This window comes from Pseudomonas sp. DF5 (assembly GCF_058148225.1).
In genome coordinates, this window is record NZ_JBYVYM010000007.1 from 35,140 (window position 1) to 53,852 (window position 18,713).

General features: G+C 58.8%; 21 protein-coding genes and 1 pseudogene. 9 read left to right on the top strand and 13 right to left on the bottom strand.

The annotated features are described in order from the left end of the window. Positions 1-55: 55 nt before the first annotated feature. Positions 56-895 (bottom strand): pirin family protein, encoded by an 840-nt coding sequence (locus AC30D7_RS08490; RefSeq protein WP_490133722.1) that lies wholly within the window; start codon positions 893-895, stop codon positions 56-58. Positions 896-1,071: 176 nt separating this feature from the next. On the opposite strand from AC30D7_RS08490, the gene AC30D7_RS08495 reads away from it, so the two are divergent. Next, the gene (locus AC30D7_RS08495) at positions 1,072-1,998 is read left to right on the top strand and encodes a LysR family transcriptional regulator (protein ID WP_490133723.1); all 927 of its coding nucleotides are present in this window, start codon (positions 1,072-1,074) and stop codon (positions 1,996-1,998) included. A gap of 359 nt (positions 1,999-2,357) precedes the next feature. Here the strand turns inward: AC30D7_RS08495 and AC30D7_RS08500 are convergent. After that, positions 2,358-2,453: pseudogene (locus tag AC30D7_RS08500) on the bottom strand (PAAR domain-containing protein); the annotation flags it as partial. Positions 2,454-2,857: 404 nt separating this feature from the next. Continuing rightward, complete coding sequence (locus AC30D7_RS08505) at positions 2,858-3,220, bottom strand: DUF6124 family protein (protein ID WP_490133724.1); 363 nt, start codon at positions 3,218-3,220, stop codon at positions 2,858-2,860. Positions 3,221-3,741: 521 nt separating this feature from the next. Between AC30D7_RS08505 and AC30D7_RS08510 the strand changes: the two genes are divergently transcribed. Then, a complete protein-coding gene (locus tag AC30D7_RS08510) occupies positions 3,742-4,149 on the top strand; it encodes a DUF3224 domain-containing protein (RefSeq protein WP_018930269.1) in 408 nt (135 codons plus the stop codon). 163 nt (positions 4,150-4,312) lie between these two features. Here the strand turns inward: AC30D7_RS08510 and AC30D7_RS08515 are convergent, their stop codons facing one another. The 10 genes from AC30D7_RS08515 to AC30D7_RS08560 form a co-directional block, all read right to left on the bottom strand. Further along, positions 4,313-4,939 carry a LysE family translocator gene (locus tag AC30D7_RS08515; protein WP_207238826.1) on the bottom strand — a complete coding sequence of 209 codons (627 nt, stop codon included), beginning with the start codon at positions 4,937-4,939 and terminating at the stop codon, positions 4,313-4,315. Between the two features lie 126 nt (positions 4,940-5,065). Next, complete coding sequence (locus tag AC30D7_RS08520; protein WP_028939807.1) at positions 5,066-5,272, bottom strand: hypothetical protein; 207 nt, start codon at positions 5,270-5,272, stop codon at positions 5,066-5,068. A gap of 87 nt (positions 5,273-5,359) precedes the next feature. Further along, positions 5,360-6,268, bottom strand: a complete 909-nt coding sequence (locus AC30D7_RS08525) for a MurR/RpiR family transcriptional regulator (protein WP_007940239.1) — start codon at positions 6,266-6,268, stop codon at positions 5,360-5,362. Positions 6,269-6,446: 178 nt separating this feature from the next. After that, positions 6,447-7,211 (bottom strand): ABC transporter ATP-binding protein, encoded by a 765-nt coding sequence (locus AC30D7_RS08530; RefSeq protein WP_019581925.1) that lies wholly within the window; start codon positions 7,209-7,211, stop codon positions 6,447-6,449. Positions 7,212-7,229: 18 nt separating this feature from the next. After that, on the bottom strand, positions 7,230-8,342 hold the full coding sequence (locus AC30D7_RS08535; RefSeq protein WP_490133725.1) for a succinylglutamate desuccinylase/aspartoacylase family protein: 1,113 nt from the start codon (positions 8,340-8,342) through the stop codon (positions 7,230-7,232). 9 nt (positions 8,343-8,351) lie between these two features. After that, a complete protein-coding gene (locus AC30D7_RS08540) occupies positions 8,352-9,050 on the bottom strand; it encodes an ABC transporter permease (RefSeq protein ID WP_018928327.1) in 699 nt (232 codons plus the stop codon). Positions 9,051-9,064: 14 nt separating this feature from the next. Continuing rightward, entirely contained in the window at positions 9,065-9,754 is a 690-nt protein-coding gene (locus AC30D7_RS08545) for an ABC transporter permease (protein ID WP_490133726.1), read from the bottom strand. A 91-nt stretch (positions 9,755-9,845) separates the two neighbouring features. Next, positions 9,846-10,622, bottom strand: coding sequence for an ABC transporter substrate-binding protein (locus AC30D7_RS08550; protein WP_007940249.1), 777 nt, complete (start codon positions 10,620-10,622; stop codon positions 9,846-9,848). 264 nt (positions 10,623-10,886) lie between these two features. After that, positions 10,887-11,348 carry a MarR family winged helix-turn-helix transcriptional regulator gene (locus AC30D7_RS08555; RefSeq protein WP_018928325.1) on the bottom strand — a complete coding sequence of 154 codons (462 nt, stop codon included), beginning with the start codon at positions 11,346-11,348 and terminating at the stop codon, positions 10,887-10,889. A gap of 198 nt (positions 11,349-11,546) precedes the next feature. Next, a complete protein-coding gene (locus AC30D7_RS08560) occupies positions 11,547-11,999 on the bottom strand; it encodes an Ohr family peroxiredoxin (RefSeq protein ID WP_028939803.1) in 453 nt (150 codons plus the stop codon). Positions 12,000-12,282: 283 nt separating this feature from the next. On the opposite strand from AC30D7_RS08560, the gene AC30D7_RS08565 reads away from it, so the two are divergent. From AC30D7_RS08565 to AC30D7_RS08595, 7 genes are all read left to right on the top strand, one after another. Beyond that, the gene (locus AC30D7_RS08565; RefSeq protein WP_490133727.1) at positions 12,283-13,263 is read left to right on the top strand and encodes a quinone oxidoreductase family protein; all 981 of its coding nucleotides are present in this window, start codon (positions 12,283-12,285) and stop codon (positions 13,261-13,263) included. 14 nt (positions 13,264-13,277) lie between these two features. After that, on the top strand, positions 13,278-14,123 hold the full coding sequence (locus AC30D7_RS08570) for a TauD/TfdA dioxygenase family protein (RefSeq protein WP_230138950.1): 846 nt from the start codon (positions 13,278-13,280) through the stop codon (positions 14,121-14,123). Between the two features lie 88 nt (positions 14,124-14,211). Then, complete coding sequence (locus AC30D7_RS08575) at positions 14,212-15,264, top strand: beta-keto acid cleavage family enzyme (protein ID WP_028939801.1); 1,053 nt, start codon at positions 14,212-14,214, stop codon at positions 15,262-15,264. Positions 15,265-15,356: 92 nt separating this feature from the next. After that, positions 15,357-16,688 (top strand): MFS transporter, encoded by a 1,332-nt coding sequence (locus AC30D7_RS08580; RefSeq protein ID WP_490133728.1) that lies wholly within the window; start codon positions 15,357-15,359, stop codon positions 16,686-16,688. Then, positions 16,685-17,365, top strand: a complete 681-nt coding sequence (locus tag AC30D7_RS08585; protein WP_490133729.1) for a DsbA family oxidoreductase — start codon at positions 16,685-16,687, stop codon at positions 17,363-17,365. The genes AC30D7_RS08580 and AC30D7_RS08585 overlap by 4 nt, the downstream gene beginning before the upstream one ends. Then, positions 17,362-17,688, top strand: coding sequence for a Rieske (2Fe-2S) protein (locus AC30D7_RS08590; RefSeq protein WP_026286598.1), 327 nt, complete (start codon positions 17,362-17,364; stop codon positions 17,686-17,688). Before AC30D7_RS08585 ends, AC30D7_RS08590 begins: the two co-directional genes overlap by 4 nt. Next, positions 17,685-18,695 (top strand): YeiH family protein, encoded by a 1,011-nt coding sequence (locus AC30D7_RS08595; RefSeq protein ID WP_490133730.1) that lies wholly within the window; start codon positions 17,685-17,687, stop codon positions 18,693-18,695. Before AC30D7_RS08590 ends, AC30D7_RS08595 begins: the two co-directional genes overlap by 4 nt. Positions 18,696-18,713: the final 18 nt, after the last annotated feature.

Here is an 18,713-nt window from a genome sequence, read left to right on the forward strand (position 1 = left end):
GGATTGGTGGGATGTTTAGCGGGGAGTCGTATCGACTGAAGGCGCACCTCAGGGGCTAGCTCAGTCGTCCCTCCTGCCGCAGGCGTTCGCCGATGCGCTGTATCTCAGTTTCGCCCTGTGCCAGAGCTGCCCTGCTCGTGTGTACCGAGTAGTAGCCCGTCACCAGTTCGTGCGGATGCTTCACTGCTGAGCCCAGTACGAATGAGCATTCGCCTTGAGCCACGAAATCGATGTATTGCTCGGACTCCTCGAATACGGCGAGTTCGCCGACATTAATCAGGCTCCCTGTGTCCAGCCGTCCTGCATTAACCGCGAGCCAGGCCACGGTGTGTCCGGACGGCGGGGTATACCGCCAGCGCTCGCCGTCTTTCAAATTCACGGCGAGATAGTTCATGTCACTCGGCGCTTCAATCAGGCTCTGCGCATTACCGTAGCGGCCCAGGAGCACGCGCGCCGGGCCTGATTGCGGAACTTGGGAGGGCGCAAGATAGACACTCAGCGCGGGGGCGTTTTCCAACGACGGTGGTAGTGCCACCCAGAGCTGGAATCCCTGCATTGAGGACTCGTTGGCTAGCGTAGCGTCGTGCCAAACCCCATTGCCGGCGCGCATCCACTCAACACCACCGGCAAGCAACACACCTGTCGCGCCAGTGGTGTCTTCATAGGCGACGTCGCCTTTGGTCATGAAGGTAACCGTCGCGATCCCTGAGTGCGGGTGCATGCCGAAATTGGACTTACCGCGACTGGCGTTCAAACTGAAAATATCAAGGAAAATGAAAGGCTTCAAAAGCTCGCCCAGATCGCCCGGGCTCATAAGCCGCGTGATAGGGCCATGGGTGCTGCCTTTAGTGCGATGGACAATGGCGCGTTGCAGAACAGCGACGGTGGCGGTCATATGTTTTCTCTCGGGGTTTTGAGCGCCTGGGCCCACCAGACAATGTCATCGAGCAGCGCTTTGGCTGTCTGGGAGGTCAAATGCAGCAATGCCTGAAGGATATGCGTCTTCGGATTGCTTTATTAGATGGCATAATTGGATTGAACCAATCCATTTAGCGAAGGGGTGGCGATAAAGTGATTGACCTGAATGACGTCGCCTTGTTTGTACAAGTGGTACGCAACGGCAGCTTTGCCGAAGCGGCGCGGCAGCTTGGAATGCCGCCCAACACCTTAAGCAGACGGGTTCAACAACTCGAGGCGCAGCTCGGCACACGGCTGCTGCAGCGCTCCACGCGCAAGCTCACACTTACCCATTCAGGTCAGGCTTTTCATGACCGCTGCTCTGGCGCGGTAGCAGGCCTGATCGATGCCGGACAGCAATTAATGACGGGAAACCAGGAGCCGAGTGGCATCGTGCGCATTGCGGCGATGGCTGATTTCTTCGACTTCTTCCCGATGGAATGGGTGGCCGATTTTCTAGCCTTGCATCCACGGGTTCAGCTTGACTTCGTGCTAAGTGATGCGCGCGCCGATTTGATCGCTGATCGGATCGACATCGCGTTTCGAGGGGGCACTTTGCAAGATTCGGGATACGTCGGTCGCCAACTCATTGGAGCAGGCAATGAAGGTTTGGTCGCCAGCCCCAAGTACCTCAGTAACCGAGGTGTGCCCGTTACGCTAGAGGATCTGGTCAATCACGACTGTGTGAGTTTCGGTCATCCTAGCGGCGTCACCACGTGGCGTCTTAATGGGCCAAACGGTGTTGAGGAAGACGTGCAGATTACCAGCCGTTTCAATGGAAACACGGCTCAGGCATTGCGTAAGGCCACGGTGGCTGGCTTGGGTATTGCGTTGCTGCCGCCCACGATAGTTGATTTCGATCTTCGGGCTGGCCGCCTTGTGCCTGTGCTACCGCATTACCATCGCACTGGATACGGCCTGCATGTGCTTTATCCTAGTCGGCAACATTTGCCGTTGGCGGTATCAGCCTTTATAGGACTGGTGATGGAGAAGCTAAAAGTGGAAGCATTCCCAGCAAGGGTTTTACCTGAGCAGGTTTGACACGGTATTTGGGCTTATGACTTTCACACAGCGGGACGGGTAGTAATTTCCTCCACTATTAGTCACGTCATCTGTATTTACGGACCGAGATTCGACCGGCCAAATTGCCATCCTCCCTGAGGAACAGGCCGGCATCGTTGGCGGTCAACGACTCGAGTTCTGTGATGGTGATTTTGGCCATGAGATGGGTTTCCCCTACTTTTCCCCCCACAAAAACGTCGGCTCTTGATGGACGTTACTGGACTCTCGTAGAGCAGAACACCGCTGGAGCTCAAGCAAATACTGGCTTGGAAAAATCCAGAGTAAAATTTTGGAAGCTTTCAAGAAGCATGAAAAAGGAGATGGGGTGCTAGGGGGCGAACATCGGGGGAGCCGCTGACAATCGGATTCGTACCGTGCCCTGGAAGCGGACAATTGGTGGGAGCTGTTATTCGGGCAGCAGGTTTGCCACTCATGGGAAATTCCTTTTCAAGGTTTCAAACGGGGTAATGGTTGTCGATGGGCGACTCGGAAAAGCGCCAGAACTCATCCGGAATCTGACGATGCGAACTAGTCCATTAAAGGTAATGAGGTTTTCAGGCCGCTGGGATGAAGCGAGGTATCGAGCGTGCAGGCGCAGGAGATAGGCACATCTATAGGTGAAGAGCGCATCAAATATTACCGTCCATGTAAATTTGCGTCGCGAAGAATGCCCCCGGCAGGAGTCGGGTTCAACAATCTTTGCAGTATTCAGATTAAGGAAAGGATCACGGATTCGAAATCGGGTCGACCAACTCGCCAGCGCTAGATTTAGATCGCATGAAGAGGAGCAGATATTCCCCGTGGCGATGGTATGCACCCTCGCCACAGGGCGCGACGATTACTCCTTCAATTGGACGTGATCCAGTGCCTGGTTCACCGCCAGTTCACCTAGCATGACCACTTGCGCAATGCCCAGCAGGGTCTTGCGATGTGAGGTTTCCAGCAATGCTGCGAAATTGGTGAGCATGAGGGTGGCCGAGCCGAGTGTTTCGCTGGCGTTGGCCAGCAGGGATTCGGTGTTGTACTTCGGGTTGGCGAAGTACATAGGCTCGGGTTCGTTTGTGGAGGCCATGATCTGAGCAGCCGGGTTTAGGTAGTGGTCGAGGGCGCGCTCGGCGGCTTCGTGTAGCTTTTTGGAATCGAGGGATTCGTACGGAGATGTCGGGTCTGTGATCGGCGGATTGGGTGTAGGTTTGAACATAGATGAAACTCCTCATGCCATAAGTAAGGAGCCATCCACCCTCGCTACCAAACGGGGTGGCGGCCATGCGCAGGTTGGTAGACCGGGACATGAGGAGGCCGGCGCACCCGAAGGTGCCCTGTGCATGACCACCATAAAACCGAGACGACAAAACGCCGCGAATGGTGATGCTGTGCAAATCTCATGTACGGGCTACCAAACCCGATCACTGTTTTTCAGTGACCGGGAAACGATAAAACCCGAGCCCAAAGCGCACAAGCCGGCGGATTCTGGCGCAGGCGTAGGCAACGACGCAAGGCGTTGTAGCCTCGATGAAGTAACACCGGGTGTACTTAAACACGCAGCTAAACATCCAGGGTAAGGCGAGCGGATATACAGAGCTACGGCCTGCCTACGCACCAGGCTGGTAATATTCAGCAACTGCCGCCGCATAGGTGGCAACGGGTATCATTAGGCAGAACGGTGTTCCCGGCACATCAGACCACCACATTCCCTTACTACGACGAAAGAGCTAAATCCCCATGAAAATGACTGTTAGCTGCACGTTTCAGATTACTGGCTGGGACGAGAAGCCGTCTCAAGAACTTGAGGGCACTCCGAAACTCTCACACGCCAAAGTCACGCAGTCCTATTCTGGCGCCATCGAGGGAACAAGTAGCGTCGAATACCTCATGTCTTATAGCGTCGACGGCACAGCTAGCTTTGTTGGTTTTGAGCGGATTTGTGGTGTGGTAGCAGGTAAGAGCGGAACATTTGTTGTTCGGCATTCGGGATCATTTTCGGAGGGAAAGGCACGCAGCACTTGGAGTGTCGTGAAGGGGGCAGGCACGGGGGATCTAGTCAATCTTAGCGGTAATGGTAACTACGTTGCTGGTCATGGTGAGCCGGCACAAGTGTCATTTGAATATTCGTTTGAACCTGACAGCTAAAGTGTATTGGCTGGACGCATCCACTCTGGCACAGCGATGCGATTATGGGTGGGGGGTGTCCATCCCATTGCTTACGAAAGATCAGCCTTAAAGTCGTCAGCCTCATAATCACAGAAACCCAGCGAGGCTGGAATTCCAGCCCCGCAGCACCAAGACATTGATCCTATTTTTGGCTGAGCGCCGCTATCGATACTCCCGAAGCGACGAAGGTGAGTCCTGCCCCTACGTTCAGGCCATTTACCAGCCGTGGGCTCTGACGCAAAAATCGGGACAGTACAGTGGCAAATACGCCCATAAGCGCGAATCCCACTGCCGTAAGTACAGCGAACCATATGCCGTACACCAGCATCTGCACGCTCACTGAGCCGCGTTGTGGGTCGACGAACTGCGGGATGAACGCAAGGACGAAAAACCCAGGCTTCGGATTGAGTGCTGCCGAGAGTAATCCCGTGAGGAAAATGCTCGGCAGTGATTGCCGAGTCGCTGGCTGGAAGCTGATCAGGCTACGGGAGCGTAGGACTTTTATGCCAAGCCAAAGCAAATAACCGGCACCGATAAGCTTGACGACCCAGAAGGCAACGGCGGACGTCTGCATCAGCAAAGTCAGTCCTAGCGAAGCGGTTGCCACATGAAAGAGAATTCCCGCCCCGGATGCCATCCCCGACACGATAGCGGCGATCTTGCCCTGGCTGAGTCCTCGGCCTACGGCCAGCAGATTGTCCGGGCCTGGTGCGAGCACCAATAGCAAGCACGCGGCAGTGTAGGCAAGCCAGATATTGATCGGAAACACGGCATTCTCCTTAAGCCTCACCGAGGCATCCATCCTCACGTAGCACCAGAATGTGCCTGTGCCAGACTGCAAAGTCAAAGCCACTGCGTTTGAGAATAACCTCAACCGCCGATTGACTCGTGCGTCTTAATGCAGAGTCGAAATCCTTCGACTTTCTCCAATCCTGATCCGGTCAAGCGCCCGGTTTAGTGCGTCCAAGGCATCAAGGAGGGCCTTCGCCTCAGCTTCCCGGCCATCCCCCCAAAGGCGTTCTGCCATTTTGTTCAGGGCCTGGATGGAGCGCTCAATTTCAGCAGCTGTCGCCGCTTTGCTTTCCGGTTGTTTCTTCGGCATTGAGTAACCTTTCTGCAGGGCAGTACTTGCCTTCAGTTTCTAGCCCAAGAGTATCGGCCACCAGGGACAACTACCCCTCGCCAGATATCACTTCTTCGACGATTTGCTGCTGGCAGGAATATGCAAATAAGACATCACGCTCTCGGTCAGCTCGGTCGCCAGCTTGACCGCTTCTTTATTACGCGCCATCACACCCGCCACCAAACCTTCAATCAAGGCGAGCACGGCGATGTTGGAGCTGGTCATTACCGGATGGTCGGCGGGGGCAAACAGCACGTGTTCGGCAATGCTGGTGAGCGGCGATGCGGGTGAGTCGGTGATCGCCAGCACCGAGGCGCCGCGCTCATTGGCGAAGCGGGCGAGTTGCAGGGTATCGAGGGAATAGCGCGGCAGGGAGATCGCCAGCAACACATCCTGATCGGTGATGGCGGCCAGGCGGTAAGCGGCATTTTCGTTGCCGCCCTCCATGCTGATGGCGGTGGCGTCGGCACAGAAGGGCATCAGGGTCGAGGCGGCGAGGCCGGCGAAGTAGACGCTGTTGCCAAAGCCCAGGATGTAAATTTTGCGCGCTTCGATCAGGCGGGTGACGAAGGCTTCAAAGGTGTCGGCGTGGTTGTTGGTGGCTGCCGTGGCGAGGTTGCTGGTGGCGCTCTGGATTTGCTCATGCAGGCCAAATGCACCGCCAGGACGATGCGCCAGTTCGTTGCGCAGTTTGTCGACCGGCGACACCATCTGCTGCAACGTCGCGACCAGCTCGGCCTTCATGCCGGTGTAGCCACCCAGGTTCAGTGCCTTGGCCAGACGATTGACCGCGGCCGGCGAGGTGGAGGTTTCATGGGCCATTTCTTCGATGGTCAGCGTCGCGGCCCTTAGCGGGTGACGCAGGATAAAATCCGCCACCTTGCGCAGTGAAGGCTGTAGATCGGAAACGATTTCCGCCAGTTTACGCATCACCGGCGCGGCATAGACCGTGGTGTCTTTCGAAGGGGTCGGCATATCCGGCTCTACAGTTCCTGAGGGTTGGAGATGGGGCAGGCGCATAACCTGTAGGAGCGAGGCTTGCCCGCGAAGAACGATAACGCGCAATGCCTGAAAAACCGCGGTGTTCGCTTCGCGGGCAAGCCTCGCTCCTACGGGGTTTTGCGCGGGGGCATAAGTTGGCTGGAGTGTATGATTATTTCAAGCTGCCGGCCAGAAACTGCCGAAGCCGCTCGGACTGTGGATTGACCAGCACTTCACGCGGATTGCCGCGCTCCTCGACCAGGCCCTTGTGCAGGAACACCAGCTGGTTCGAGACCTCGCGGGCAAAGCCCATTTCGTGGGTCACGACTACCATGGTGCGGCCTTCGAGTGCGAGGTCCTGCATGACTTTCAGCACTTCGCCGACCAACTCGGGGTCGAGGGCTGAGGTCGGTTCATCGAACAGCATCACTTCCGGCTCCATGGCCAGCGCCCGGGCAATCGCCACCCGCTGCTGCTCACCACCCGACATGTGCGCCGGCCAGGCGTTCATGCGGTGCGCCACGCCGACTTTGTTCAGGTAATGCTCGGCCTTTTCCCGTGCTTCTTTCTTGTTGATGCCCAGCACATGCACCGGGGCCTCCATGACGTTTTCAAGGGCGCTCATGTGCGACCAGAGGTTGAAATGCTGAAACACCATCGACAGTCGCGAACGCATGCGTTGTAGCTGTTTGGGCTCGGCAGCCTTGAGCCCGCCGAGTTTGTTGGTCACCAGCTTGAGCGGTTCGCCATTGAGCACGATGTTGCCGGCGTTGGGCTGCTCCAGCAGGTTGATGCAACGCAGGAAGGTGCTTTTGCCGGAACCGCTGGAGCCGATGATGCTGATCACGTCACCGGCCTTCGCCTCCAGGGACACGCCCTTGAGCACTTCGTGGGTGCCATAGCTTTTGTGAAGATCCTGAATTTCAAGTTTGTACATGGTTTCAACTCTCTGGAATCAGTCGCTGAGCAAGCGGCCTTGGCGAATAGGGCGAGTACCGGCCACTTTGGCCAGCCACAAACCGGGCTGGGCAAAGCGCAGACGTTCACGGGCATAGAGGATGCCGTCGGTGCTGGCGCGCACGATGCTGTGGCGATCGGTCAGCGGATCAATCACTTCGAACAGCGGGTCGCCGACCCTGACCCGGGCACCCAGCGGTTGCAGATAACTCACCACCCCCGGGTGCGGTGCGTAGGCGTACTGCGCACCGGCGAATGGCGTCGCTTCACACTCGGTCGGTGGCGCGGCGGGCCAGTCACCGCTGATCAGGCCTTGTTCGGCGAGATAGCCGAGAATGGCCTGCGCGCTGTCGATGCAGGGCTCGCGTTCGGTATCGGCCATGCCGCGCAGTTCAATGGTGGTCGCCACACAGGCCAAAGAAATATCGGCTTCAGGAAAGAGTTCGGCCAGACGCAACCAGGGAATCGCGCAGGCTTCATCAAAGGCACTGCCGCCCGCATCCTCGGCCAGCAATGCGGCGCCGGCACCCAGTCGAGCGGCCAATGAGCGCAGGTGCGGCCAGTGTTGCGGCATGGCGTAAAGCAGCATGATCGACTCGAAATCGCAGTGCAGGTCCAGCACCACATCGGCGTCACAGGCATGTGAAAGCAACAGGCGGCGCAGGCCATCGAGTTCCGAGGTCGGCGGTGGCATGTCGGCGAGAACATCGGCCATGGCGCGGCGGATCAGCCCGGTGTTGACGTCGGCGTGGGCGCCCAGTCGACCTTTCACCAGCGCCGCCACAGCTTCGGCCAGCTCTGGAAAATCACGATTGAAGTTCTTCCCGCTGGAGAACTCAAAACGACCTTGATGGGTGGCCTGGAACATCTGGGCGATGCCAATCGGGTTGGCCATCGGCACCAACTCGACGACCCCATTCAGGCGACCTTGTTCTTCCAGCACGCGCAGACGCTGCTTAAGTTCAACCGCCACGCGCATCCCCGGCAGCTCGTCGGCATGCAGGGAGGCCTGGATGTAGGCCTTGCGTGGCCCGCTGCCAAAACGAAACAGCGACAGCCGTCGTTCTGTGCCCGAGGCCCCCCACGGCAACAGGTATTCAATGTGCTCCATAACAACTCCTTAGTGCTTGCGCGGTGCCAGATAGGCCAGCCAGCGGCGCTCGGCCAGCTTGAACAGGCGAACCAGGATGAAGGTCAGGGCCAGGTAGATAAGGCCGGCGGTGATGAACGCCTCGAATGGCAGATAGAACCGCGAACTGACCGTACGAGCGGCTCCGGTGATGTCGACCAGGGTGACGATCGACGCCAGGCTGGTGGTCTGCAGCATCATCAGCACTTCGTTGCTGTATTGCGGCAGTGCCCGGCGCAAGGCTGACGGCAGGAGCACGCGGCGGTACAAGGTAAAGCGCGACATGCCCATGGCCTTGGCGGCTTCGATCTCGCCGTGGGCCGTGGCCTTCAAACTGCCGGCCAGCAGTTCCGCGCTATAGGCACTGGTATTGATCGCGAAGGCCAGGCAGGCACAAAAGGTTGCGCTGGACAGGTAAGGCCAGAGCACGCTTTGGCGTACCGCTTCGAACTGCGCCAAGCCGTAATAGATCAGGAACAATTGCACCAGCATCGGGGTGCCGCGAATCACATAGGTGTAGAGCCAGGCCGGGAAGCTGATCAACGGCGATCGGGAGACGCGCATCAGCGCTAAAGGAATCGCCAGCACCAGGCCAACGGCCAGGGAAATCAGCAGAACTTTGAGGGTCAACAAGGCGCCATTGAGGTACAGCGGCAGGTTTTCCCAGATCAGGTTGTAGTCGAGAATCATGGCTGTGCTCCCCGTCACAGTTCGGCGGCTTTGATGCCGACCGAGTAGTGTTTTTCCAGATAGCGCAGCACCAGCAATGACACGCTGGTCAGCATCAGGTAGAGCGCGGCCACCGCGAGGAAAAACGTGAACGGCTCATGGGTGGCGTCCGCTGCGTTTTTGGCTTTGAACATCATGTCCTGCAACCCGATCACCGAGATCAGCGCGGTGGATTTGGTCAGCACCAACCAGTTGTTGGTGAACCCCGGAATGGCGAAACGAATCATCTGCGGCACCAGAGTCCGCCAGAACACCTGAGCGCCACTCATGCCATAAGCCGCGCCGGCTTCGGCCTGACCTTTAGGGATCGCCATAAAAGCGCCACGAAAGGTTTCAGAGAGATAGGCACCGAAAATGAAGCCCATGGTGCAGACGCCGGCGATAAAGGGGTTGATGTCGATGTAGCGGGTGTAACCGAGCGCGAGGGCCATGCGGTTCACCAGATCCTGGCCGCCATAGAAGATCAACAGGATCAACACCAGGTCGGGAATACCGCGAATCAGGGTGGTATAGCCTTCGCCCAGCATCGCCAGCCATTTGAACGGTGACAAACGAAAGGCGGCGCCGATCAGACCCAGGGCAATCGCCATGGTCATGGAAGTCAGGGCCAGATTAATGGTCAGCCAGGCGCCATCGAGAATGCTCGATCCGTAGCCGTGAAGCATGATGAAGTTCCTCAAGCGAGCGCCGGGAGGCGCGCGAGACAAGCCAGAAGTGGCACCCGCAAACGCCGGCGCCAGGGTTTCGGGTAACGGCTTATTCGCCGTAGATATCGAAGGCGAAGTACTTGGCCATCACTTGCTGGTACTTGCCATTGGCGCGGATGGCGTCAATCGCTGCGCTCAGGCGTGCAACGTTCGCACTGTCGCCTTTACGCACCGCGATCCCGGCGCCTCTGCCGAAGTATTTCGGGTCGTTGATGTCCGGCCCAACCAGAGCGAAACCTTTACCTATGGGGGTTTTGATGAAGCTCTCATCGGTGTTGACGATGTCGGCGAGGGTGGCGTCCAGGCGACCTGATGCCAGATCGAGGAAGGCTTCATTTTGTGAGCCGTAGCGGACCACTTCGACGCCGGCTTGCGCCAGTTGCTCAGTGGCGAAACGGTCGTAGGTCGAGGCGCGTTGCACGCCGACTTTCTTGCCTTTGAGATCGACCAGCGGGTCGTTGATCACACTGCCGGTCTTCATCGCGAACTTGCCCGGCGTGTGGTAGTACTTTTTGCTGAAGTCGACCGACTTCATACGGTCTTCAGTGATCGACATCGACGACAGCACTGCGTCGATCTTGCGCACTTTGAGCGACGGGATCATGCCGTCGAATTCCTGGATGACCCACTCGCATTTGACCTTCATCTCTGCGCACAGCGCGTTGCCGATGTCGTAATCGAAACCACTGACATTGCCCTCCGGCGTCTTGAAGGAGAAGGGCGGGTAGGCGGCTTCGATGCCGATACGCAGGCTGTCCTCGTCGGCGTGTGCCAGCAAGCTTGCGGCGCACAGTGCCAGAGCACCTAGAAGTTCTGTCTTGTTCATATTGTTGACTCCTTGGATGGGGCGTTGGTGATACGGGGCTGCCGTCCGGTCTGGCGAGGTGGACTGTCCTGATGATTTGCGAGGCTATAAATGACATAAAATATTTCACAAATCAATCGTGTGAAAATAAACATATCAACGCGGGGCGACAAGCGGAGTACTCATGGGCAGTAGCCGCAGCCCTGCCAGCGAGCCTTTGAATAAAAAACGGGCGCCGATCAGGGCGCCCGTTTTTTCATTTCGGTATCAAGGTATTTGTTTTGCTCATCCCTCGGCTTTCGTCGATTTGATGAGGTTGTTGCGCAGTTTCACGATCGCGTTCTGCAACTGTGTGAACTCGTCCGGTTCCAGACCCGTTGCGTGGGAAAGGCCCGTTTCGGGGCGGTCTTCGCGTAGCTGTCGACCGCTTTTCGTCAGGCTGATCCGCACCTGCCGCTCGTCCTCGGGATCACGCTGCCTTTGCAGGTAGCCCATCGCTTCCAGTTTCTTCAGGATCGGTGTGAGCGTGTTCGATTCGAGAAACAACTTCTCGCCCAGGCTGCCCACGGTTTGGTGGTCTTCCTCCCATAGCGCAACGATGGTGATGTATTGCGTATAGGTGAGCCCCAAGTGCTCGAGTATCGGCTTGTAGGCCTTGCCGAAGGCCAGGTTCGTGGAATAGACCGCAAAACACAGGAAGTCGGAGAGCTTCAGATCAGCGGGGACGGTCTTGTCAGTGCGTTTCATGTGCTTCCTCATTGGCCAAAGTAGAAGGCTCGCAAAGGCAAAATATACCTCGTATACGATTGTGTCGGAACAGCTCTGATTTGTTGACGGTGGCCGGTCTGACAGCAACGTCTGACCGGCCGCACGTATGGGTTGTTATTCGCATGCGCTTAAAGCGTGTGCGATGTATTTGCAGAAAAAAATGCCAATCGCGGTGCGTTAAACCGTGAGGACGTTCAGGGCCACGTCGATATTGCCGCGCGTCGCCTTCGAGTACGGGCAAATCTGATCGGCGGTGTGCGCCAGTGTCGTCGCAACGTCGTGCGCCAGACCCGGCACGCGGAGCGTCAATCGAGCCTGAAGGAAGTAGGCCGCACCGGTCTGGCCCAGATCGACTTCGATGTCGACCGACAAATCAGACGGCAGCACCACGTTCATGTCATTGGCCACCAGCCCGACAGCGGCGGTGTAGCAGGCCGACCATGCACCGGCGAACAATTGCTCGGCGGTCGGGTGTGGCTGAATGGCGGTGAACACGTGCGCCGGTTTCGCGCTTCCAGGCGACGACAGCGTGATGTCGAGGCTGCCGTTATGGCCACGCGACGTGTTGCCAGCGGCGCTGGCGGTGGTGTGAGTCTTGCCGGTCATCAGGACTTTTTCGATCTTGCTCATGGGGTGGATCCTCAACGTTTCGAATGATGTGATTTGTGTGTCGTATACGTTTGTATCGCATGCGATGTAATAATAATTGCGCAGGCACCCATCGCTGTCAATCAGTCGGGTTGCGTCGCCCGACGAGTGGCCTGTGGATGCCACCCCTGCCTGCCGGCTTACTGTCATGAAATGAAAAGCCATTGTCGTCTGATGAGAAGCGGCTTGTCAGGCGGCGTCCTACAGTCCAGTCAGCGCAAATCGACGCTGCACGCCAACCTTGCAGACTGGAGAATAAGAAAACATGGCCAAAGCCGTACGCTTCTACGAAACCGGTGGTCCCGAAGTCCTTCGTTATGAGGACGTCGAAGTCGGCGAGCCCGGTCCAGGTCAGGTTCGTCTGCGTCATGTGGCGGTGGGTCTGAACTATGCCGATACCTACTTTCGCAATGGCACTTATCCGATCCCGATGCCCAATGGCATGGGGGTCGAAGCCTCCGGCGTGGTCCAGGCGATCGGCGAGGGGGTTACCAACGTGCGCGTGGGGGATCGCGTCACCTACACCGGTTTTCTCAATACATTGGGTGCCTACAGCACCGAACGGTTGATCCCGGCCGCACCGCTGATCAAATTGCCGGAAACGATCAGTTTCGAGACCGCCGCGGCGATGACCATGCGCGGCCTGACGTCGTCGTACCTGATGCGGCGCATTTACGATTTCAAGGCTGGCGACAGCATTCTGCTGCACGCCGCCGCAGGTGGCGTGGGCCTGATCGTGGCGCAGTGGGCCAAGCTGCTCGGCCTGACCGTCATCGGCACCGTGTCCACAGAGGTCAAGGGTGAAATCGCCAAGGCCCATGGCTGCGACCATGTGATCAATTACAGCCATGAAGACGTCGCCCAGCGTGTGCGCGAGTTGACGGACGGCGTTGGTGTCAACGTGGTGTTCGACAGTGTCGGCAAGAACACCTTCATGGGTTCCCTGGATTCGCTCAAGCGTCGTGGCCTGATGGTGTGCGTCGGCACGGCTTCCGGTCCGATCCCGGCCGTCGATCCGGTACTGCTGGCGATGAAAGGCTCGCTGTTCATGACCCGTCCGGCCCTGGCCGACTACATCGCCGACCCGGCGGAAAAAACCGCGTTGGCTAATGAGTTGTTCGACCATGTCGGCAGCGGCCGGATCAGGATCGAGATCAACCAGCACTATGCCTTGCAGGATGCTGTCCAGGCCCATCGCGACCTGGAATCACGCAAGACCACGGGCTCATCGATTTTCGTCATTTAAGGGAGTCGTCTTCCATGAAAGTCGAACAGTTGACTTGCAGCATTGGCGCGGAACTGGTGGGCGTCAACCTCGCCGATGCGGTGCATGACGACGGTCTTTTTGCCGAGATCCGTGCTCAGTTGCTCACGCATCGCGTGGTGTTCCTGCGGGATCAGGAAATCACCCGCGCGGAGCACGTGGCCTTCGCCCGGCGCTTTGGCGAGCTGGAGGATCACCCGGTGGCCGGCAGTGATCCGGATCATCCAGGGCTGGTGCGCATCTACAAGCGCCCGGACCAGCCGATGGACCGTTATGAGAACGCCTGGCACACCGATGCGACCTGGCGCGAAGCGCCGCCAATGGGCTGCGTGTTGCGTTGCGTGGAATGCCCGCCAGTTGGCGGCGACACCATGTGGGCCAACATGGTGGAGGCCTACGCGCGGTTGCCGGATGACGTAAAGGCGAAGATCGCCGACCTGCGTGCGCGCCACAGCATCGAAGCGAGTTTCGGTGCCGCGATGCCGATTGAAAAGCGTCTGGCGCTCAAGGCGATGTACCCGGATGCCGAGCATCCGGTGGTCCGTACCCATCCGGAGACTGGCGAAAAGGTCCTGTTCGTCAACGCCTTTACCACCCACTTGAGCAACTACCACACCCCCGAGCGGGTGCGCTTCGGCCAGGACGCCAACCCGGGTGCCAGTGAGTTGCTGCGCTACCTGATCAGCCAGGCTTACATCCCCGAGTACCAGGTGCGCTGGCGCTGGAAACCCAACAGCATTGCCATCTGGGACAACCGCAGTACCCAGCACTACGCCGTCATGGATTACCCGCCGTGCCATCGCAAGATGGAACGCGCCGGCATCATCGGCGACAAGACTTAACGATCGACCGCAGCTGCATTCGCTCTCACAGACACGTCCGCCCGGCGCGATCCGGGCGTGCGGACAACCATAATAATAGGAGTAACCCATGCAATTCTTCGACGATTCCCTGCACCCGGAAAACATGGAAAAGGTAGTCATCACCGTGGCCCCGTATGGCCCCGAGTGGATGCCGGAAGACTTTCCCGAAGACATCCCGTTGACCATGGATGAGCAGGTGCAGAAAGCGGTCGATTGTTATGAGGCGGGCGCCACCGTATTGCACCTGCACGTGCGCGAACTGGACGGCAAGGGTTCCAAGCGTCTGTCCAAGTTCAACGAATTGATCGCCGGCGTGCGTGAAGCCGTACCGGACATGATCATCCAGGTCGGCGGTTCGATTTCCTTCGCCCCCGAAAGCGACGGTGAAGCGGCCAAGTGGCTGTCTGACGATACGCGCCACATGCTGGCGGAGCTGACGCCAAAACCGGATCAGGTCACGGTGGCTATCAACACCACCCAGATGAACATCATGGAGCTGCTGTATCCGGAATACCTGGAAGGTACGTCCCTGGCCAACCCTGCCTATCAGGCGGCCTACAGTGAAATGACCGTACCGGCAGGCCCGGCCTGGGTCGCCGAACACCTCAAGCGCCTGATGGATAACGGCATCCAGCCGCACTTCCAACTGACTGGCATGCATGCCATGGAAACCCTTGAGCGTCTGGTGCGCAAGGGTGTCTACAAGGGCCCGTTGAACCTGACCTGGATCGGCATCGGCGGCGGTTTCGATGGCCCCAATCCGTTCAACTTCTTCAACTTCATCCATCGCGCGCCGGACGGTTGCACCCTGACCGCCGAATCGCTGCTCAAGAACGTACTGCCGTTCAATACCATGGCGCTGGCGATGGGGCTGCACCCTCGCGTGGGGATTGAAGACACGATCATCGATCAGAAGGGCAAGCGTTTCAGCTCGGTGCAGCAAATCGAGCAAACCGTACGCATCGCCCATGAACTGGGTCGCGAAATCGCCACGGGCAAAGAAGCCCGCGAGATCTATCGTATTGGTGTGCAGTACCAAAGCATCGAAGAAACCCTGTTGGCCAATGGCATGGCCCCCAACCGCAAGGCTGGACAAAAAGGTGTGCCGCAGCGCGGCTGATCGGCAGATGAAGCGGGCGGTCTATGACCTCCCGCTCGCTGCACTGCAACACGCTTGATAACAACAATAAAACGAAGCTTTGAGGAGGCTGCATGGCCTTTCACCCAATCGCCGCAGACGATGACGACGGCAGTGGCGTCGGCGTTGCGCGCAAGTATGCCTGGATCGTCTTTGCACTGACGTTCGGCCTGCTGATTTCCGATTACATGTCGCGTCAGGTACTGAATGCGGTGTTTCCGATGCTCAAGGGCGAGTGGGCCCTGAGCGACGGTCAGCTCGGCCTGCTCAGTGGCATTGTTGCCCTGATGGTCGGCCTGCTCACCTTCCCCTTGTCGCTGGTGGCGGATCGCTTCGGTCGGGTCAAAAGCCTGGCGTTGATGGCGCTGTTGTGGAGCCTGGCCACACTGGGCTGCGCGTTGGCGCAGGACTACCAGCAGATGTTTATCGCCCGCTTCATGGTGGGTGTCGGCGAGGCAGCCTATGGCAGCGTCGGCATCGCGGTGGTGATTTCGGTGTTTCCCAAACACATGCGTGCAACGCTGGCCAGTGCCTTCATGGCGGGCGGCATGTTTGGCTCGGTATTAGGCATGGCGCTGGGCGGTGCCATCGCCGCCAAACTGGGCTGGCGCTGGTCGTTCGCCGGCATGGCGCTGTTCGGCCTGCTGCTGGCGGTGCTTTACCCGATCATCGTCAAGGAAGCACGCATTACTCCGCAGCGTGCCGCGCAGGCGGCGAACAAGGCGGCTGCCGCGGTCAAGCGTCCGTTGCGTACGCTGTTTTCCAGCCGCTCGGTGATCGCTGCCTACATCGGCAGTGGCTTGCAACTGTTCGTCGGCGGCACCGTGATCGTGTGGATGCCCAGCTACCTCAATCGTTATTACGACATGGCCACGGACAAGGCGGGCGGCGTCGCGGCGATCATCGTGCTGTGCAGCGGCGCGGGGATGATCCTGTGCGGCATGCTCAGCGATCGACTGTGTCGCCCTTCGCCGGAGCGCAAAGTCGCTTTGGCCATCGCCTATTGCCTGGGCAGTTGTCTGCTGTTGTCGACGGCCTTCGCCCTGCCGCCAGGGCCTGTGCAATTGGTGCTGATCTGCCTGGGGATGTTGATTGCCGCCGGCACGACCGGTCCTTGCGGAGCCATGGTTGCCAACCTGACCCATTACTCGGTCCATGGCACGGCCTTCGCCACGCTGACCTTGGCCAACAACATGCTGGGGTTGGCGCCTGGGCCGTTCATCACCGGCCGGGTGTCCGACCTCATCGGCTTGCAGGCGGCTTTTCAAATGGTGCCACTGGTCAGTATCGCGGCAGCGGCCGTGTTCTTTTACGCCAAGTGTCATTACCACAAGGACATGGCCCGGCTTCAGGGCGAGCAAGTCCACGATTCGATTGGCAAAGCGGTGTTAGAGGTGAAGTTGTGAGTGGTCGTTTACGTATTGATGTGTTTTTCGATTTCATCTGCCCCTGGTGCCTGATCGGCAAGCGCCAACTGGAGCGCGCGCAAGACCTGCTGCGTGTCCGGCAACCCGGCGTGGAAATCACCACGGTGTGGCACGGGGTGCAATTGCTGCCGCAGCTGCCGGCACAGGGTGAGCCCTTTGTCGATTTTTACCTCAAGCGCCTGGGCAGTCTTAAAGCCGTAGCGATGCGCCTGGCACAGGTGCAGCAGGCTGCGATGGCGGTGGGCGTGCCCATCGATTTGAGCCGCATCGTCCGCATGCCTAATACCGCCGACGCCCATCGCTTGCTGGAGCGTGCGAAGGTGCTGGGCAATAGCGCCCAATGCGATGTTTTGCTTGAGCGTTTGTTCGCTGCTTACTTCCAGCTTCAGGGATCAGAGAGCGGTGAGGATCTGGGCTGCGAGGAGACCTTGCTTGCCATCGCCCGGTCGTGTGGTTTCGACCCTGATGCCATGGCCTCCTGCCTGCAAGGCGACGGCGAACCTTACATCGGCAATGAGGCGGGAGCCGCCAGTGGCGTGCCCAGTTTTCAGTTCGATGGTCGCCTGACAGTGGTGGGCGCTCAGCCTGCCGAGGCGCTATTTGACGCCATGTGCGAAGCCTTGCTCGACAGTCATCGCGAGCGGCAACCGGCATGAGTCTTCGAATCCCCGTGCCCGCTGGAAAACTCCCGCCGGCAGGCGGTCGTGCGCTGTTCGAATGCGATGGCAAAAGCCTGGCGCTATTCAACATCGAAGGGGACCTGTTCGCCATTGACGACAGTTGTCCGCACCAGGGCGCCTCGTTGTGTGGCGGGCGCCTTGAGGGGCGGGTGATCCAGTGCTGCGCCCATGGCCTGCGCTTCGATCTGCGCAGCGGTTACTTGCTCAATTCAACCCAGGTCAAAGTTGCCAACTATCCGGTCGAGACAATAGACGGCCAGGCATTCATCGTCATCGCTTGCGAGGAGCCCGCGCCATGAACGCTATCGCGCTTACCCGTATCCACAGCCGAACGCGCGAATTGGCGCCAGGCTTTATCGTCAGCTTGATCGTGGCGGCCGCCGCGTCCTTTTTGTCCGAGCATTACGGTGCGCCGGTGATGCTGTTTGCCTTGCTGTTGGGCATGGCGCTGAACTTCCTGGCCAGTGATGGTGCCTGCAAGGCCGGCATCGAATTCACCGCACGCACGGTGTTGCGCATTGGCGTGGCCTTGCTGGGTATGCGCATCACCCTCGAACAGATTGCCGCGCTGGGCTGGAAGCCTGTGGCCCTGGTGGTGATTCTGGTGGTGGTGACGATCAGCGTTTCGGTGATCGCGGCCAAGGCGATGGGGTTTCAGCGCTTGTTCGGCATGCTCACCGGCGGGGCCACTGCGATTTGTGGTGCCTCGGCGGCGTTGGCGCTGGCGGCGGCGTTGCCCAATCATCCACAGAAAGAACGCGCGACGTTGTTCACGGTGATCGGGGTGTCGGCGCTGTCGACCCTGGCAATGATCGTGTACCCGATGATTGCCAATTGGCTGTCGTTGTCGCCGCAAGTGGCGGGGGTGTTCCTGGGGGCGACCATCCACGATGTCGCCCAGGTCGTCGGCGCTGGTTACAGCCTGTCGACCGAAACTGGCGATACCGCCACGGTGGTCAAGTTGATGCGGGTGGCGATGCTGCTGCCGGTGATCGTTTGTGCGGCGATGGTCACGCGCATGCAGGGTGCCGATCCGACCGGCAAGCGACCACCGTTGCTACCGTGGTTCGCCGTCGGTTTTCTGCTGCTGGCCTGTATCAACAGCACCGGCTGGGTTGCCCCGGTGGTGCAAGGTTCGGTCAATGAACTGTCGCGTTGGTGCCTGGTGGTGTCCATCAGCGCCCTGGGCATGAAGACTCAGCTCAAGGAACTGGCGGCGGTTGGCATCAAGCCCATTCTGCTGATGGTGGGGGAGACGGTGTTCCTGGTCGTGCTGGTGTTGTTATTGCTGCGCTGGGGACTGTAAGTACACAAAATCCTGTGG

What these genes read in the sequence shown, in the direction of transcription:
- AC30D7_RS08490 (WP_490133722.1), bottom strand. Translation starts at nt 895, where the DNA reads ATGACCGCCACCGTCGCTGTTCTGCAACGCGCCATTGTCCATCGCACT.
- AC30D7_RS08505 (WP_490133724.1), bottom strand. Translation starts at nt 3,220, where the DNA reads ATGTTCAAACCTACACCCAATCCGCCGATCACAGACCCGACATCTCCG.
- AC30D7_RS08510 (WP_018930269.1), top strand. Translation starts at nt 3,742, where the DNA reads ATGAAAATGACTGTTAGCTGCACGTTTCAGATTACTGGCTGGGACGAG.
- AC30D7_RS08520 (WP_028939807.1), bottom strand. Translation starts at nt 5,272, where the DNA reads ATGCCGAAGAAACAACCGGAAAGCAAAGCGGCGACAGCTGCTGAAATT.
- AC30D7_RS08525 (WP_007940239.1), bottom strand. Translation starts at nt 6,268, where the DNA reads ATGCCGACCCCTTCGAAAGACACCACGGTCTATGCCGCGCCGGTGATG.
- AC30D7_RS08530 (WP_019581925.1), bottom strand. Translation starts at nt 7,211, where the DNA reads ATGTACAAACTTGAAATTCAGGATCTTCACAAAAGCTATGGCACCCAC.
- AC30D7_RS08535 (WP_490133725.1), bottom strand. Translation starts at nt 8,342, where the DNA reads ATGGAGCACATTGAATACCTGTTGCCGTGGGGGGCCTCGGGCACAGAA.
- AC30D7_RS08540 (WP_018928327.1), bottom strand. Translation starts at nt 9,050, where the DNA reads ATGATTCTCGACTACAACCTGATCTGGGAAAACCTGCCGCTGTACCTC.
- AC30D7_RS08545 (WP_490133726.1), bottom strand. Translation starts at nt 9,754, where the DNA reads ATGCTTCACGGCTACGGATCGAGCATTCTCGATGGCGCCTGGCTGACC.
- AC30D7_RS08550 (WP_007940249.1), bottom strand. Translation starts at nt 10,622, where the DNA reads ATGAACAAGACAGAACTTCTAGGTGCTCTGGCACTGTGCGCCGCAAGC.
- AC30D7_RS08555 (WP_018928325.1), bottom strand. Translation starts at nt 11,348, where the DNA reads ATGAAACGCACTGACAAGACCGTCCCCGCTGATCTGAAGCTCTCCGAC.
- AC30D7_RS08560 (WP_028939803.1), bottom strand. Translation starts at nt 11,999, where the DNA reads ATGAGCAAGATCGAAAAAGTCCTGATGACCGGCAAGACTCACACCACC.
- AC30D7_RS08565 (WP_490133727.1), top strand. Translation starts at nt 12,283, where the DNA reads ATGGCCAAAGCCGTACGCTTCTACGAAACCGGTGGTCCCGAAGTCCTT.
- AC30D7_RS08570 (WP_230138950.1), top strand. Translation starts at nt 13,278, where the DNA reads ATGAAAGTCGAACAGTTGACTTGCAGCATTGGCGCGGAACTGGTGGGC.
- AC30D7_RS08575 (WP_028939801.1), top strand. Translation starts at nt 14,212, where the DNA reads ATGCAATTCTTCGACGATTCCCTGCACCCGGAAAACATGGAAAAGGTA.
- AC30D7_RS08580 (WP_490133728.1), top strand. Translation starts at nt 15,357, where the DNA reads ATGGCCTTTCACCCAATCGCCGCAGACGATGACGACGGCAGTGGCGTC.
- AC30D7_RS08590 (WP_026286598.1), top strand. Translation starts at nt 17,362, where the DNA reads ATGAGTCTTCGAATCCCCGTGCCCGCTGGAAAACTCCCGCCGGCAGGC.
- AC30D7_RS08595 (WP_490133730.1), top strand. Translation starts at nt 17,685, where the DNA reads ATGAACGCTATCGCGCTTACCCGTATCCACAGCCGAACGCGCGAATTG.